We start from the raw sequence: 15,364 nt of genomic DNA on the forward strand, positions 1-15,364 counted from the left end.
CAAAATAAAAAGCGAATCGATATTTAATTTATCGGTTCGCTTTTTATTTATCTAAGTCAGATGGTTCAAGTTGTTTTTCCTTTGCTTCTAATTTCAAGCGCTGGTCCTTACTTAAAATTGGGAGCGAAACACTAAAGATTGAGCCAGAACCAACCGAGCTTTCCACTGCAATATTTCCGTGATAAGCTTCCACCAGCCGCTTGGCAATTGAAAGGCCCAGTCCGTTGCCGCCTTGGTCACGGCTACGGGACTTATCAACCCGGTAAAACCGATCGAACACGTTTCGCACGTTTTCCTGACTGATTCCTTCCCCAAAGTCCTGCACAGATAGCTCAACACTGCGCATGTTCCGGGATAAGGAGACATGAATGATTTTACGATCAGTGGAGTACTTAACTGCGTTATCCATCAAAATCACTAAAATTTGGTCTAAGTGATTCTGGTAAATCTGAGCGTAAACTGGCTTGCGAACATCGTTATCAAACGTAAAGTGAAAGTCCGGATGCAGCATTTTAAAGTCATTAAACTGCTGTTCAACCACTTCTTCAACATTAGTAATCCGATCGCGATAGTTTAGACTTGCCTGCTCAACTCGAGAAAGGTCTAGCATTTCATTAATTAGGCTCTTCATTCGGTTAATTTCACTGATCGAGGAATTAATCGATTCTTCGAGTACCTCAGGATCGTCCTTCCCCCACCGTTTCAACAGGTCCATGTGCCCTTGAATTACCGCTACCGGAGTCCTCAATTCGTGTGAAACGTCTTCAACAAAGCGCTGCTGCTGTTTGATGTAGCGTTGCATGGTGTCTAACATATCATTGAAGAGGGTTCCGAGGTCAGTTAACTCATCGTTTTGGTTTAATTTAGGAACCCGTTTATTAGTCTTTGGAGACTCATTTACAACGTTAATCGTACGGCGAATTTTGTTAATTGGACGTAGGAGGTAGGCTGCAAGCGCATAGGCTAGTAAGGTCGAGACCACCGTTGAAATGATCAAAAGTAAGATTAGGATGGCCACCAACTTATTAATGGTTGCGTGATAATCATTTAACTGGTCAACGATCCTAACGGTCCCAACCACTTGACGGGTTCCCTTAGCATAGACTGGTGAATCACCAACTAATACTAACGAGTGGTTAAAATAATCATCGTAAACCTGTTTATTGACAATTGGTTTACCAAGTTCATCACTGACCCCAAAGCTACCTAACATAAATAGTGGCTGCCTATTTTTACCTGAAACAATTACCGATGTATTATTACGTGATAGGTCGTTAAACACCGTATCGGGAGAGGATTGATCATTTAAATCACTAGGTTTTAATCGTGGTGATAACACATTGTAGACGTTGGATTGGTTAAAATGATCCAATGAATTTAACCGATTGGTAACGCCGTTTAGGGTCGTCCGCACGTGCGCACGTTCCTGATTTAACAGCACGTCCGAAAATCGATTATAGATTAAGAATGAAAAAACTGATACAACTAGAAAAACAACTACCGACGTCCCGAACGACCACTTCCACTTAAGTGAAATCCACCGCTTACCGTTACTAACTTCATCAGGGGACCCGTTTTGTGATTGTTGCTTATCTTGTCTGTGAATCATGAACGCATCACGTATCCAGTTCCCCGAACAGTCTGGATGTAACTCTTTTCACCCTCGCGATCAATTTTATTTCTGAGGTATCGGATGTAAACATCCACAACGTTGGTTTCAGCATCGGAATCGTATCCCCAGACTTTGTTTAAGAGAACGTCTCTGGCCAATACAACGTTAACGTTCTCCATTAGGGTCAATAGTAGTTCGTATTCTCGCTTAGTGAGGTCGATCACTTCGTCGCCCCGCCGAACAATGCGACTTTCCTTTTCAATCGTCAAGTCTTTAAAATGAACCACTTTTTGCGCTTGCGCTTTTTGGTGGCCTTCAATCTTAATTCTCCGCAGGAGGGCCCGAATCCGCGCAAGTAATTCTTCAATTGCGAATGGTTTTACGATGTAGTCATCAGCCCCGTGGTCAAATCCAGAAACCCGATCGATTACTGAATCCCGAGCGGTCATCATAATAATCGGGGTGTCCTTCTTTTCCCGTAAGCGCCGGGCAACTTCCATTCCATTTAACTTGGGAAGCATTAAATCCAGTAAAATCACATCGAAGTCGTCATTAACGGCTTCTTCTAGTCCATCCCGGCCGTTTCCGGCAACGGTGACTTCATAGCCTTCGTGTTTTAGTTCTAGTTCAACGAAGCGTGAAAGACTCTTTTCATCTTCGACAATTAATACCTTGGTCATAATTTATCCACCTTCATTTTTCATATAATTCCATTTTAACATAGATTAGATATTTTTAAGCCTAGTCTAATCTAATTACTCCAAAATAAAAAGCTTTCAGAACCCATGGTGTTCTGAAAGCTTTTTTAATCTGATAATTAGTTATTAGTGTTACTAATAACATCTTTACCATCGTAGTATCCACAACTTGGGCAAACAAAGTGTGACTTACGTAGTTCACCACAGTTTGGACATGGAGTTAAACCAGGGACATTCAACTTAATGTGACCCCGACGCATACGCTTCTTAGCTTTAGAAGTTTTTCTTGCTGGTACAGCCAATATAAACCCCTCCTTCTTTTTTAAAATATCCACTAGTGAAATTTTTAAGTCTTACTGATTTTGGTCAAAGAAGTCCTTTAACTTAGTAAGACGTGGATCAACTGGTTTATCATCTGTCTTTGGATTATTAAAATCATCTTCAGAAATAACCTGCCAATCATTCCCCTCGGGCATGATATTGAGCTTGGCTTCTTTATCAGACAGAATGTGCATTGGAATTTGTAAAATGATATTATCAGCAACGGCCTTATCGAAATCAATCGCACCGTCTTCATCAGCAACGAGGCCAATTTCACCGGAATTGCTTTCATCATTTTCGAAGCGCTTTAAAGCAGCTTCATCTGGAACGTAGACTTCATTAATGCTGAAATCTAAGGGCAACTTAACGGGCGTTAGGGAACGAGAAGACGGAACCGTAATCTCGCCCTTCACCTGTGCATTTACAATTGCGTTTCCTTGATCATAAAATACATGTGATTCAACATCAACTGGCTGAACATCAATGATCTGATCAGAATACCTGGATAAAAGGTCAGCCTTTAAATCGAGGTGGTTTTTTTCAGAAAGTGGTACAGCTTTGTAATCTTTTAAATCACTCAAATACCATTTCATAACAGTTCCTCCTAATGCAACGTGATTAATTATACATATTCGCAATTTTAATGTCAAGGTAATTTCCTTGATAGCGTTACTTTTTAATGATTGGGTGCCGATATAAATCTTCAAAATGACCGGTTTGCATCTGAATCAACATTCCCGCATTAAATTCCGCTTGCAACTGTGATTTTAGCATTGATTGGTCAATCTTTGAAATGATTGGCCACTGAATTTGCTTTTTGACCTGTTTTAAATACTGACGCCCCACATTATTAAACCCTAAAATCCGAATATATGGTGAATGATCCACCATCACATTCGAATTAAATTGAAGGAGCGTAACTACTAACAACCGCTGAATTCGGGCAAAAGTATACCGTTTCGTTTTGACAATATTGATGAATTGATCAAAACTATTCGCTTTAATTGCGGCTGCCTTTAGGCGATGCTCAATTCCCTCGGTCATTTGATATCGTTCCCGCAAAACTGTTAGCGGAGTAGTAATTAACTGGTACCGCAGCTGGGGCCAAAAGCAGTCCCAATCTAACCACTCCATTGGATTCTGGAGCAATTGATATGAAGTGGGCGGCAGCATTTCGCGAACTTGTGCCCAATGTTGAGCAAACAAAGCCGCTCTAATTGAGCTGGCACTGGCAAATGCGTTCGTTGCAAAGTGATCATGGTGCTGGCTACCAATCCGTTGAATCGGAATTAGGCTAAATGAGCCGTTAATTGCGTGGCGAGCCCGAGCATAGTTCCAGGCTAAAATATCATTGGGTTGGTCGATTGAAACCCCCAGTTGATTTTTCAGCGCCGCTTGTATCAAATCCGGATACGGACGGTGGTAATCACGGAAGTGTTCGTTATCACTAGTGAGTTGTCCCACTGCTAGTTTGGCAAAATCCCATTCGGGATGCTCACACCCGAACGCCAACGATTGACACCTGAGCTGATTAATAATTGCAACGGCGCCCATCGCGAAACGGTCAGCCGGTTGCACAGCACTAAAGACCGGCAGTTCAACTACTAGGTCAACTCCCCCAGCTAACGCCATTTCAGTCCGTTGCCATTTATCAACGATCGCGGGCGCTCCCCGTTGGACCCAATTCCCGCTCATTACCGCCACCACAACGTCAGCATTCGAGCGCTGCTTTGCAACTTTTAGCTGGTATTGATGACCGTTATGGAAGGGATTGTATTCAGCAATGATGCCAACGGCTGATAGCATGGTGTTACCCCCTTTTAGCGATAAAGAACCACCTGGTCGTATCGGCTTTGGGAGCTTGAGTCCCAAAGTCGGCACTTACCTCCACGTTAGTGAAGCCGGCTGCCTGCAATTGACTTAGGTAGGTATCCAGTGGATAGGTCCGCTCCCGATGTAATTCAGAAATTTCATCGTAGGCGTCCTTAGCTGGATTATAGTTGAAAAACGAGAGATCATGTTCAACTGAATGCGGAGCATCCCCCTCATACGAACGCCACATGAACGCCCGATCTTCATCGTGATAGTTATACATATACCCCGGGTAGACTTCATCGGTCTGATACGGGGTGATAACGTCGAATAGGAACGTGCCATCCACAGCCAAGTGGTTCGCAACCTGTTCAAATAATTGTCCTAATGCATTTTCATCGGCTAAATAGCAGATTGAATCATCAAAGCAAGTCACCGTTTGATAAACGGGGAGCCCGACTAAGTCGATCATATCCCCGTTAAAGAGCGGTAAGTCAACGGCATGTTCGACAGCTTTTTGACTGGCAATCGCTAACATGTCTGCTGAGAGGTCTAGGCCAGCCGGTTGGAAACCGTGCTGGGCAAGCTCAATCGCTAGGCGTCCGTTCCCACAGGCAAGGTCCAATAGCGAACCCGGTTGGGCATTTTGACGGACAAATTGCACCCACTTTGCATACATTTCAGGATCGAATAATTCGTCATAGAGGGCGGCGAATTCACTGTAAATCATTATTCCACAACCCAGTTGCTGATGTCTAATTCAGCAGCATCGGACCATAACTTTTCAATGTCATAGAATTCCCGTTGTTCCTTTTGGAATACGTGAACGATTACGTCACCAAGGTCAATCAAGATCCAGTTAGATTCATTCTTCCCTTCCACTTGCTTGATGTTAATGCCCGCCTTTTCTGATTCATCAACAACGGCTTCGGCAATGGCCTTTACCTGTCTGGATGATGAAGCATCCATAATTACAAAGTAATCAGCCATTAAACTAATTTGTTCTACGTTAAGCGCCACGATATCGTGAGCCCGCTTGTCATCAGCAGCTTTTACCACTACTTCTACTTTTTCTTTACTATCCATATTTAATTATCTATCCTTTCTATACAATTCAGAGGTCGGAACCCAGGCGTTAAAGGTATCAATGGTCTTAGGGAATACCGCTGCATGCCGGTTAATTAAGAAATCAAGGGTGTGGAAGGTCTGATAAGCCACCCCTTCTGCGAGATTCGCAAAGGTGATTTCACGGGCCTTATCTACCCCTGGAAAGTCACGGCCGACTTCAATATAATCTGCCATGTAGACTACCTGCGCTAACTTACTCATGTACGGAGCCCCAATCGTATGGTACTTAACCGCATCTAGGATATCAAAGTCTTGAATTCCGAGTTCATTTTTAATTAAGATCCAACCAACATAACCGTGCCAAACGGCGTTCCCATAGTTCAAAAGTTCAGGATCTAATTTATAATCTTGAATCGTTTTAATGAAGTCTTCATCGGGACGTTGTTTAGCATAGTCATGCACTAGTCCTGCAATACTAGCCTTTTCTTCATCGACGCCGTTCAAACGCGCCAGCTTGATTGCCATTTGTTCCACCCGTTGAACGTGGGCAAACCGTTTAGGCCGTAACGCAGCGTCAAGCCGCTTTACTAATTCAGCACGGTCGTATGAAACAATGTGTTCATGATAGTCTAAAATTACATCACTCATAGAGTTGGTTCTCCTTTATATAATTCGCCACTGCAGACGGGACCAGGTAGCGAATTGACTGACCCTGGTGCAGCTTCCTTCTGATTAAAGTCGATGAAACATCCATCATTGGAACGTCCACCCACACGATTGGGTACTTAGAAGTGATTGGATAGCCACTACGCTTGACCCCCACAAATTGCACCATCTTAAGGAGGTCGTTAATTCGATACCACTTCGGCAAGTATTCGACCATGTCACCACCCACAATAAAGTAGTAATTATTATTGGGGAAGCGACTGGTTAGTTCCTTAATCGTATCGTAACTAAAACTCTTCCCGCCCCGGAGGACTTCGGCTAGTTCAATTCCGAGCTTGGGATTGTCTTCAGTAGCTAGCCGAAGCATGTTGACCCGGTGGCCAGCATCAATTGCGTGCTTCGGATCAACGTGCGGTGGAATTGAATCTGGCATTAATAAGACTTGGTCTAGGCCTAATTGACTTCTGACCTGATCAGCAATGATTAAATGACCGGTATGCACCGGATTGAAGGTTCCACCTAAGATTCCAATATTGCGCCCCTTGTCTCGATGCCCAATGATTTGGGTCAGGGTTTTAACATTCGCTTGATATTCGACTTTGTTCATAATTAATTCACCTAAATTTGTTTAACATCCTCAGAGATGTGCCGATTCTTAGCTTGATCAGCGATTTTAAACAGTAAAACCGTCCGCCCAATCGTTTGAACGACTTGAATCTCACTATTATTTTCAACAAATTCACGAACATCTTCTGGTTCCACGGCGGAATTTTGGAGGATGTTCACCTTCATTAATTCCCGATTGTTCAAAGCAGCATTGACCTGGGTCAACCACTGGTCACTAAGCCCTTCCTTGCCAATCGAAAATAACGGGCGCATCCGGTTTGCCTGCGCTCTTAAAAAACGTTTTTGTTTCCCACGTAAGTTCATATATATCCTCCTATATCATCGAGCGCCGAATCAATACGGCCACTTGCTTAGGGGCCCAACCAGCGACAACCACACCAGCTGGCACGGTAATCCAACCTAACCCTTCAATTACTAAATCACTTTTTTCAGTTGTTTTAAATTCATGCCTGACTAGCTCAGGGAAGGTCTTTAAGTCAGCGCCACTAGGCGGCGTTAGTAAGTCCCCCAGGTGCTTTTCATAAAACGCATCCGCATTGGTCAACTTAGTTCGGTGAACAAACAGGTTATTTTCAACGTAGGCCGTAAACCCATACTTCTTCGCTCCTGAGACGTAATCAAAGCGAGCTACGCCACCGAAAAATAGCGTTTGTTCTGGGTTCAACTGGTATGAACGGGGCTTGATTTTCTTTTGCGGAGCAACAATTTTCAAGTCGCGACCGTTCAGGTAGTGCGCCATTTGTTGAGCGTGAATAATTCCTGGTGTATCAATAATTTGCTTGCCATCCGCCAATGGAATTTCAATCTTATCTAAGGTCGTCCCAGGGAAGCGAGACGTCGTAATGAGTTCCTTAATTCCGGTACTCTGGCGAATGATTTGGTTAATCAGTGTCGACTTCCCAACGTTGGTCACTCCCACCACGTAAACGTCACGCCCCTTGCGCTTCTTATCAATCACTTCTAATAGGTGGTCGACAGAGTCATTGGTCTTGGCGGACACTAGTTCAACGTCAATTGGCCGAATCCCGTTTTTGTTCGCTTGTTGTCTGATCCAATCGGTTAACTTGCTGCGCTTGAACGAGCTAGGTAATAAATCAGATTTATTTCCGACCATTAGAATTGGATTATCACCAACGAACCGGTGGAGTCCAGGAATTAAGCTCCCATTAAAGTCAAAAATATCAACAACATATACGATCAATGCATCGGTATCTTGAATTTGACTTAACAACATCCGAAAGTCGTCGTCGGTGAGGCTTACTGGTGAAATTTCATTATAATGACGGAGTCTAAAGCACCGCTTACAGTATACATCTTCATCGTTATCAATTGCATTTTTAAGTGCCGAGGCGGGAACGTAGCCCAATCCATCCGGATCAGTAGTTTGAATCTGCGCTCCACATCCAACACACCGTAATTCTTCATCTTCCATTATTTAATATCCTCCTGCCATGTAAGGTTCGGGTAGCTTTTTTGGAGTCGCTTCATTACCCGTCCTTCAATCCGCCGATTAACACTTGTAATCCAAGCATCGCTATTAAGAATCGGTTTGACTAATACACTGCGTACCCCGGCATTATTCGATGCCCATACGTCGGTCATCAATTGATCACCAACCATAATGACTTGGTCACGATTTAACTGGTATTTCCGTAACGCCCGGTTAATTCCCGCCGGGAGCGGCTTCATCGCCCTAGAAATAAAATCGAGATCTAAATTACTGACCGCACGCTTTACCCGCGAATGTTTATTATTTGAAATGACGACCAGTTTGATATTGAACTCCGCTAGTGTTGCTAGCCAAGTTCGTAATTGGGGAGTCCCATCTGGATTATTCCAGGGAATCAAAGTATTATCTAAATCGGTAAACACCGCCTTGATTCCCATTGCATTGAGCTGGACGGGCTTCAAATCGTAAATTGCTGAAATCATCCAAGTTGGTTTAAATTTTTCAATCATAATTGCTCCCCATATTTAAAGATTATGTAACTAGGCCGACTGGCAACCTAGAAGTGATATTAAGAAAAAAACTTTCACCAATTAAAATGTCTGGTGAAAGTCTTCATTTCTGTTATGCTAAAGCTTTTTTAGCAGCTTCTGCGAATGCCTTAAATGCATCAGCATCGTTAACAGCTAAATCAGCTAACATTTTACGGTTAACTTCAATATTAGCTAACTTCAAACCGTGCATAAGCTTGCTGTAACTTAAACCATTGATTCTTGCAGCAGCATTGATCCGAGCGATCCAAAGCTTTCTGAAGTTGATTTTGTTGTTACGACGGTCACGGAAAGCATAAGTACGTGACTTCATAACTTGGTCTTTAGCAGTCTTGAATAAACGGCTCTTAGCACCGCGGTATCCCTTAGCTGCTTTTAGCATGCGCTTACGGCGTGCGTGTGTAACGGTTCCACCTTTAACTCGTGGCATATTGAATTCCTCCTAAATAATGGTTCTTAGATTAAATTATTTTAATAACTTAAGGTACTTCTTAGTGTTTGAAGCTGAAATTACATGAGTACCGCGCAAGTGACGACGTTGCTTCTTAGTCTTACCATGGAAACGGTGACTAGTAAAAGCATGAGCACTCTTTAAACCACCCTTAGCAGTTTTCTTGAAACGCTTTGCTACGGCGCGGTTAGTTTTGATCTTAGGCATTGTGAATATCCTCCTTCAAAAATAATAATAATTATAATTTTAATAATTATTTCTTTTCAGTATCGTTTGGGGCAAGCATTAAGAACATGCTCCGCCCTTCCATTTTAGCTCTTTGGGTAACGACCGCAACATCCTTAGTTGCGTCGGCCATCTTATTTAAGACGTCCCGACCGATTTCTTTATGGGTGATTGCACGCCCCTTGAAACGAATCGAAACCCGTACTTTGGCACCCTTACTTAAGAATGTCTGTACCCGCTTTAACTTAGTGTTAAAGTCATTGGTATCGATGGTGGGACTCAAACGAATTTCCTTAACGCTAATTGTCTTTTGACTTTGGCGAGACTTACGAGCCTTCTTTTGTTGTTCGAAACGGTATTTTCCGTAATCTAAAATCTTCGCAACTGGTGGCTTTGCCTTTGGGGCAACTAAAACAAGATCTAAATTAGCATCTTCTGCCAACTTTAATGCTTCAGCCTTAGTTTTAACACCAAGTTGTTCGCCTTGAGCGTCAATTAAACGGACATCGCGAGAACGAATTCCTTCATTGACCATCATATCATTTGCTATGGTAATCCACCTCCAAATATTTTCAAAAAGCAGAAAAAGCGGACGCACGAAGGCACCCGCTTTTTAATCCGAAATAAAATCAGATTTTTTACCGTACATTTGCCCAGCGACTCTGGTCACTAAGGCGAGAAGCGGGATGCTTCTGCTTTTTATCTACATAATACTATACCAGGAAGAATCGAATCCGTCAAGGACGAATTAGTCTTCACGGGAGTAGTTGTTAATATCGTTCTTAATTTGTGATTCAAAATCATCAAATGATTCAGTATCGCTTTCTTCGTGGCCATAACGCCGTACTGAAACGTTTTCGTTCTTAACTTCTTCGTCTCCAACCACGATCGTGTATGGAATCTTATGCGTTTGGGCATCCCGAATCAAGTAACCCATCTTTTCAGCCCGTTCGTCAACTTCAGAACGAATCCCTTCCTTACGAAGCTTTTCGTTTACCTTACGAGCGTAGTCACCATGCTTTTCTTCACTAACTGGGATGATCTTAACTTGCTTAGGAGCTAACCAAGTTGGGAAGGCACCCTTGTATTGTTCGATCAAGTAGGCAACGAATCTTTCCATCGTAGAAACGATTCCACGGTGAATCATAACTGGTCTGTGTTCCTTACCGTCTTCACCAACATAGTGAAGGTCAAACCGTTCTGGTAACATGAAGTCCAATTGAATCGTAGAAAGGGTTTCTTCATTGCCAAGGGCCGTGTAAGTTTGCACGTCCAACTTAGGACCGTAGAAAGCCGCTTCCCCTTCAGCTTCAACGTAGTCCAAACCAAGTTCATCCATGGCACCCTTAAGCATTGATTGAGACTTGTTCCACATTTCATCGTTTGCGAAGTACTTTTCAGTATTCTTAGGATCCCGGTAACTTAATCTAAAGTGGTATTCCTTGATATCAAAGTCATTATAAACGTCCATCATCAAGTGCAAGATCTTCTTGAATTCTTCTTGAATTTGGTCTGGCGCAACGAATGTGTGCCCATCGTTTAACGTCATTTCACGAACCCGTTGTAAACCGCTAAGGGCTCCTGATTTTTCAAACCGGTGCATCATCCCAAGTTCAGCGATTCGCATTGGAAGGTCACGGTATGAACGAATATGGTGGTTGTAAATTTGAATATGACTAGGACAGTTCATTGGCCGTAATTCAAGTTCTTCACCATCACCCATGTCCATTGGTGGGAACATGTCTTCACGGTAGTGAGCCCAGTGACCAGAGGTCTTGTAAACGTCTAGGTTCATCAATACTGGCGTAACCACGTGTTCGTAGCCGTTGTTAACTTCCTTATCCACAATGTAGCGTTCGATGACCCGACGAACCGTAGCACCATTTGGCATCCAGTAAGCAAGTCCAGCCCCAACTTTAGGATCAACAAAGAAGAGGTCCAATTGGTTTCCGATCACCCGATGGTCACGTTCCTTAGCTTCTTGACGTTGCTTTAAGTCGGCTTCTAAATCATCCTTCTTGAAGAAAGCCGTAGCGTAAATTCTTTGTAGCATTGGGTTGGATGACTTTCCTTCCCAGTATGCCCCAGCTACTGAAAGGAGCTTGAAGAACTTCAAAGCCTTTGCTTCTGGAAGAACAACGCCTTCGCCTAAGCTTAGGTAGTCGCCAATTTGGTAGAAGACCACTTGGTCATCCTTAGCTAACTTACGTACCAATACAGCTTGGTATGGGTCGCCATCAACTTGCTTTAAAGCGTCGGCTACGGAAAGGACCTTCCGTTCTAACTTCACGTTTTGCTTTACTAATTCAGCAATCTTGTCAGCTAATCCATCTAATTCATCAGCACTAACTTGACGGTCTTGCTTGTCAGTATCAACAAAGAAACCATCTTCATCAGAAGTACTTTCTCCGAACCGAATGTCTACGAAGGAGTCTGCTAGGACTGCCTTTAATAATTGTGCAGCCGTCCGGCGTAAAACAGTAAGGCCTTCTGCATCGTCCTTAGTAATAATTTCAATCTTACCACCCTTTTCAAGGGGGGTAGTTAATCCAAAGGTTTGACCGTCAACCTTACCAGCAACTGATTTCTTAGCGAGGCTGATTGAAATTGACTTTGCGATATCTTCAGTAGTAACGCCAGCGTCGAATTCTTTTACGCTACCGTCTGGAAATTCAAATGAAAGTTGAGCCATAATTGTGATCCCCTTTAATATTAATTATCATTACTAGACTAAAAAACGTCCCATGGATACTAAAAAATAGTATCCATGGGACGTCGTAACATAAGCGCGGTTCCACCCAAATATCCATAGTAATCAGTCTATGAACCCTTAATTTGGTATCTAACGTTAACCAAACGACCCAGTATTTCCACTGGGCAGTCAAATGAAGTGGTAACCAACGGACGAATTAGAAGGACTTCCAGCAAATGCCCCTCTTCCCTTATAAATTCGTAATCGCTAATCATGTCTTCAATGCCATTTAATCTAGTAATGATTTTCAATTATCATTAAACTATTATTTAGAGTTAATGTCAAGTAAAAGCCCTAAGTTATTGCAACCGTAAATTTTCACCCGTCATCTGATACTCCTTAGCTAAAAAGCGGACTCGTTGCATAATTCGACTTGCCCGCACCGTATCCTTCCGGTTTTTCTTATCATATGGCAGGTGCTGTTCTTCTAGTTGGTCCATTGAAAAATTCGAGCTAAAGAACGTTGGTAACTCATTTTGCATCCGATATTCAAGAATGACGCCTAGCACCTCATCCCGAATCCAATCAGAAATCACGTCAGCACCAATGTCATCTAGCATCAGAATCTGGGCTTTTTTAATCGAGTCAATCTTAGTCGCATTCGTATGGTCTTCGATCGAGTTCTTCATCTCGACGGCAAAGCTTGGGAAGTGCACCATTGTGGTGGAAACATTTTTTTCAGCTAGTTCATTAGCGATTGCGCCGAGGGTAAACGTCTTGCCGACCCCGAACGAACCGCTTAAATACATCCCCTGCACAAATTGATTGGGATGGTTCACGTAGTCATCAACGAATTTCATCGCCGCCTTAATAATCGTATCACGAGAGGCCTTTCCTCCAAGCTTAAAGTCGACAAAATTAGCGTTTCTCGCTTGTTTAGGCATCGCAATCGACTTAATTCGGTTTTTAATTGCTTGGCTACGTTGCTTTTCAATCGTTTCAGGAGTTGGTGAGTAACTAACGTCGATCAAATGGCCATTAAAGACCAACTCGGGTTGATAACCTGGAATTAAGCTCCCGTTTCCAGCGGTGCGCTTCTTTTTTTGTTGCACGAATTCATAAATTCGGGATGCAGAATGCCGAATTGCATCGTTACTAATATGGTGTTGTTGAATAAAATTTTGAACGTCGGGGTCGTTAAAAGCAGCACGCATTAATTGATTATAGTTTGAACGAATGCCTGTTTTAGAATTCACAACATTTTTAATTTCTTCATCTAAGTGCTTGATAATTACCCCTCCCAGTTATTTTTTCTTATTAAAGTTTTTAATCATTTCCTCAGTCTTGCGCCGTTCTTCTTCTGAAATTTCATCACTATTCTCCTGGTAATCCTTCTTCATCCAATCCGGCTCAAATTGTTGGATCGGCTTTTGACTTCGGTAACCACCACCTGAACGAGCTGGTGCCTGCTCATTTTTTTGGTTATAGGCCTTAATCGCCCGCATCGCATCACTAGCAGATTGCACGTGGTAGTTTTGAACCCAGTCATTAGCAACGTAGTTAAATAATGACTTGGGGATTTGGGGCTTGCCCTGGTCAACTAAAACGTGGTATACCAACATATTCAAAGCCCCAGTCGACATAATATTGCGCTCCAACATCTCTTGAATTAACTGATTTTCGGAATTAACGGGAAACCCATGGTTACGGTGCTTTAACTTGTTTAAAAACGTAATTGGCGGGTAGTAATTGGCTCCCTTAATCAAAGATCGTTCCTCAGCACTAAATTCTTTATCAGCAGCAGATTCAGGTTGCTGAACTTGTTGAGATGGTTGCGGATTTAACTTTGGAGCTGGCTGATACATCCGATTTACCAGAATTTTTAATTTTTGGGGGTCAAAAACGTTATTCCGAACGTTGGTTGCCCGGATGATCAGGTTAGCAAGCGACACCTCATCAATCCCGTACAAACGGTGTTCATTCATAATTAATTGATAGGCTTTTTTGACCTGGTCAATGTTTACATATGACTTAGCCAAACAGTCCAACACCAATTGAAAGTTAAATTCGCGGCCATCGACAATTGGTTCAGACGTGGTCGCTTTTGATGGCAGTGACTGTTGTTGAAGGTGGTATTCATGTTTAAGTTGGCCAATTGAATTGGGTTGATCAGTAATTTGGTCCGCATCGATTTGAAATGAGTCTAAGAAGTCTTGGGTAATTTCTTCGGTGTTAGTCATTTCAAACGGCTTAATTAATAGCCGGTGGGCTAATTGTTGGTACATTTTTTCACCGACGTTTTCCAACAGAGCAAGGCTTAATAGGTCGTCGTTAAAAAACTGGCGGTTCGAAAGCGGTGGCACTAGTTGATAAATCATTACCGGTTGTGAATCGGTCCTTTGAACCAAAGTGCGTAGCAATCCGGCGCCTTCTAACTTAATGCGTAGCTCCTTGAATCTACGAAAATCAATCTGTAGAAAAGCAAATAAATCGTAGTGCGAACGCTGCTCATGATCAATTCGTCGTTCATCACTGTAGCGCCAAAGCAAGCGAACCAAAGCTGTTGCAGCACTCCCAATGATGGGTTGGTACAACAAATCAATTGATTCGCTTGCTAAGTCTGATAGCCGTTCATTTTTCACCACAATAAAGCCAACTTTAGGGTCATTTTGTGCTAATTGTTCGCTCATTTTTTACCATTATCCTCAGTTTCTTTGCTTCGGTCGCGGTTCATGACTTCCTTCATTTCGTTATAAAAAACCGTCATGTCCTTAAACTGCCTGTAAACGCTGGCAAAACGAATGTATGCAATTTCGTCAACGTCCGAAAGATCCTTCATCACATACTCCCCAATTAATTGACTAGAGACCTCGGTTTCACCCATTGAACGCACCTTTGCTTCGACGTCATCAACAATTTTAGTCATTGCGTCCATCGAGACTGGGCGCTTTTCAGCAGAGCGAATAATTCCCCGTAACATTTTGTCGCGACTGAATTCTTCACGATTACCGTTGTGTTTAATTACCAATAATGGTGCTGATTCTACCCGTTCAAAGGTGGTGTAACGATAACCACAGTTTTCACACTCACGACGCCTTCTAATTACAGTCCCATCGTTAGTGGGTCTGGAATCTACCACCCGGGTGCTATTCTTATGACAATGGGGACACTTCATTTTGATCACCTCGTCGTTT

Annotated in this window: 20 protein-coding genes and 1 other annotated feature; all 20 genes read right to left on the reverse strand. The window is 42.8% G+C overall.

The window, feature by feature from the left end:
* Nucleotides 1–43: 43 nt before the first annotated feature.
* Nucleotides 44–1,609 (reverse strand): HAMP domain-containing histidine kinase, encoded by a 1,566-nt coding sequence (locus HZL42_RS04855; protein WP_219054544.1) that lies wholly within the window; start codon nt 1,607–1,609, stop codon nt 44–46.
* Nucleotides 1,606–2,292: a response regulator transcription factor gene (locus HZL42_RS04860; RefSeq protein WP_219054545.1), complete on the reverse strand. Its 687-nt coding sequence runs from the start codon at nt 2,290–2,292 to the stop codon at nt 1,606–1,608. Before HZL42_RS04860 ends, HZL42_RS04855 begins: the two co-directional genes overlap by 4 nt.
* Nucleotides 2,293–2,429: 137 nt before the next feature.
* Nucleotides 2,430–2,612, reverse strand: coding sequence for a 50S ribosomal protein L32 (gene rpmF / locus HZL42_RS04865; protein WP_219054546.1), 183 nt, complete (start codon nt 2,610–2,612; stop codon nt 2,430–2,432).
* Between the two features lie 51 nt (nt 2,613–2,663).
* On the reverse strand, nt 2,664–3,224 hold the full coding sequence (locus HZL42_RS04870; protein ID WP_219054547.1) for a DUF177 domain-containing protein: 561 nt from the start codon (nt 3,222–3,224) through the stop codon (nt 2,664–2,666).
* A gap of 76 nt (nt 3,225–3,300) precedes the next feature.
* Nucleotides 3,301–4,437, reverse strand: a complete 1,137-nt coding sequence (locus HZL42_RS04875; RefSeq protein ID WP_219054548.1) for a nucleotidyltransferase — start codon at nt 4,435–4,437, stop codon at nt 3,301–3,303.
* 4 nt (nt 4,438–4,441) lie between these two features.
* Nucleotides 4,442–5,173 (reverse strand): class I SAM-dependent methyltransferase, encoded by a 732-nt coding sequence (locus tag HZL42_RS04880; RefSeq protein WP_219054549.1) that lies wholly within the window; start codon nt 5,171–5,173, stop codon nt 4,442–4,444.
* Nucleotides 5,173–5,529 (reverse strand): ribosome silencing factor, encoded by a 357-nt coding sequence (rsfS, locus tag HZL42_RS04885; protein WP_219054550.1) that lies wholly within the window; start codon nt 5,527–5,529, stop codon nt 5,173–5,175. The genes HZL42_RS04880 and rsfS overlap by 1 nt, the downstream gene beginning before the upstream one ends.
* A 6-nt stretch (nt 5,530–5,535) precedes the next feature.
* Nucleotides 5,536–6,159 (reverse strand): bis(5'-nucleosyl)-tetraphosphatase (symmetrical) YqeK, encoded by a 624-nt coding sequence (gene yqeK, locus HZL42_RS04890; RefSeq protein ID WP_219054551.1) that lies wholly within the window; start codon nt 6,157–6,159, stop codon nt 5,536–5,538.
* Nucleotides 6,152–6,784, reverse strand: coding sequence for a nicotinate-nucleotide adenylyltransferase (locus tag HZL42_RS04895; RefSeq protein ID WP_219054552.1), 633 nt, complete (start codon nt 6,782–6,784; stop codon nt 6,152–6,154). The genes yqeK and HZL42_RS04895 overlap by 8 nt, the downstream gene beginning before the upstream one ends.
* Before the next feature lie 11 nt (nt 6,785–6,795).
* A complete protein-coding gene (gene yhbY / locus HZL42_RS04900; protein WP_219054553.1) occupies nt 6,796–7,107 on the reverse strand; it encodes a ribosome assembly RNA-binding protein YhbY in 312 nt (103 codons plus the stop codon).
* A gap of 10 nt (nt 7,108–7,117) precedes the next feature.
* The gene (gene yqeH, locus HZL42_RS04905) at nt 7,118–8,236 is read right to left on the reverse strand and encodes a ribosome biogenesis GTPase YqeH (RefSeq protein ID WP_219054554.1); all 1,119 of its coding nucleotides are present in this window, start codon (nt 8,234–8,236) and stop codon (nt 7,118–7,120) included.
* Nucleotides 8,236–8,763 (reverse strand): YqeG family HAD IIIA-type phosphatase, encoded by a 528-nt coding sequence (locus tag HZL42_RS04910; protein ID WP_219054555.1) that lies wholly within the window; start codon nt 8,761–8,763, stop codon nt 8,236–8,238. Before HZL42_RS04910 ends, yqeH begins: the two co-directional genes overlap by 1 nt.
* 112 nt (nt 8,764–8,875) lie before the next feature.
* Nucleotides 8,876–9,232 (reverse strand): 50S ribosomal protein L20, encoded by a 357-nt coding sequence (gene rplT / locus HZL42_RS04915; protein ID WP_219054556.1) that lies wholly within the window; start codon nt 9,230–9,232, stop codon nt 8,876–8,878.
* Nucleotides 9,233–9,268: 36 nt separating this feature from the next.
* Nucleotides 9,269–9,460: a 50S ribosomal protein L35 gene (gene rpmI, locus HZL42_RS04920; protein ID WP_219054557.1), complete on the reverse strand. Its 192-nt coding sequence runs from the start codon at nt 9,458–9,460 to the stop codon at nt 9,269–9,271.
* 46 nt (nt 9,461–9,506) lie between these two features.
* The gene (gene infC / locus HZL42_RS04925) at nt 9,507–10,016 is read right to left on the reverse strand and encodes a translation initiation factor IF-3 (RefSeq protein ID WP_219054558.1); all 510 of its coding nucleotides are present in this window, start codon (nt 10,014–10,016) and stop codon (nt 9,507–9,509) included.
* 36 nt (nt 10,017–10,052) lie between these two features.
* Nucleotides 10,053–10,182 (reverse strand) — a sequence feature (ribosomal protein L20 leader region).
* Between the two features lie 44 nt (nt 10,183–10,226).
* Nucleotides 10,227–12,170 carry a threonine--tRNA ligase gene (gene thrS, locus HZL42_RS04930; protein WP_219054559.1) on the reverse strand — a complete coding sequence of 648 codons (1,944 nt, stop codon included), beginning with the start codon at nt 12,168–12,170 and terminating at the stop codon, nt 10,227–10,229.
* Between the two features lie 128 nt (nt 12,171–12,298).
* Nucleotides 12,299–12,445 (reverse strand): hypothetical protein, encoded by a 147-nt coding sequence (locus HZL42_RS04935; RefSeq protein WP_219054560.1) that lies wholly within the window; start codon nt 12,443–12,445, stop codon nt 12,299–12,301.
* An 84-nt stretch (nt 12,446–12,529) separates the two neighbouring features.
* Nucleotides 12,530–13,474: a primosomal protein DnaI gene (dnaI, locus tag HZL42_RS04940; protein WP_255552589.1), complete on the reverse strand. Its 945-nt coding sequence runs from the start codon at nt 13,472–13,474 to the stop codon at nt 12,530–12,532.
* Nucleotides 13,475–14,860, reverse strand: a complete 1,386-nt coding sequence (locus tag HZL42_RS04945; protein ID WP_219054561.1) for a hypothetical protein — start codon at nt 14,858–14,860, stop codon at nt 13,475–13,477.
* Complete coding sequence (gene nrdR / locus HZL42_RS04950) at nt 14,857–15,345, reverse strand: transcriptional regulator NrdR (protein ID WP_219282863.1); 489 nt, start codon at nt 15,343–15,345, stop codon at nt 14,857–14,859. The genes HZL42_RS04945 and nrdR overlap by 4 nt, the downstream gene beginning before the upstream one ends.
* Nucleotides 15,346–15,364: the final 19 nt, after the last annotated feature.

The organism is Lactobacillus sp. Sy-1 (assembly GCF_019303535.1).
Lineage (GTDB): Bacteria > Bacillota > Bacilli > Lactobacillales > Lactobacillaceae > Nicoliella.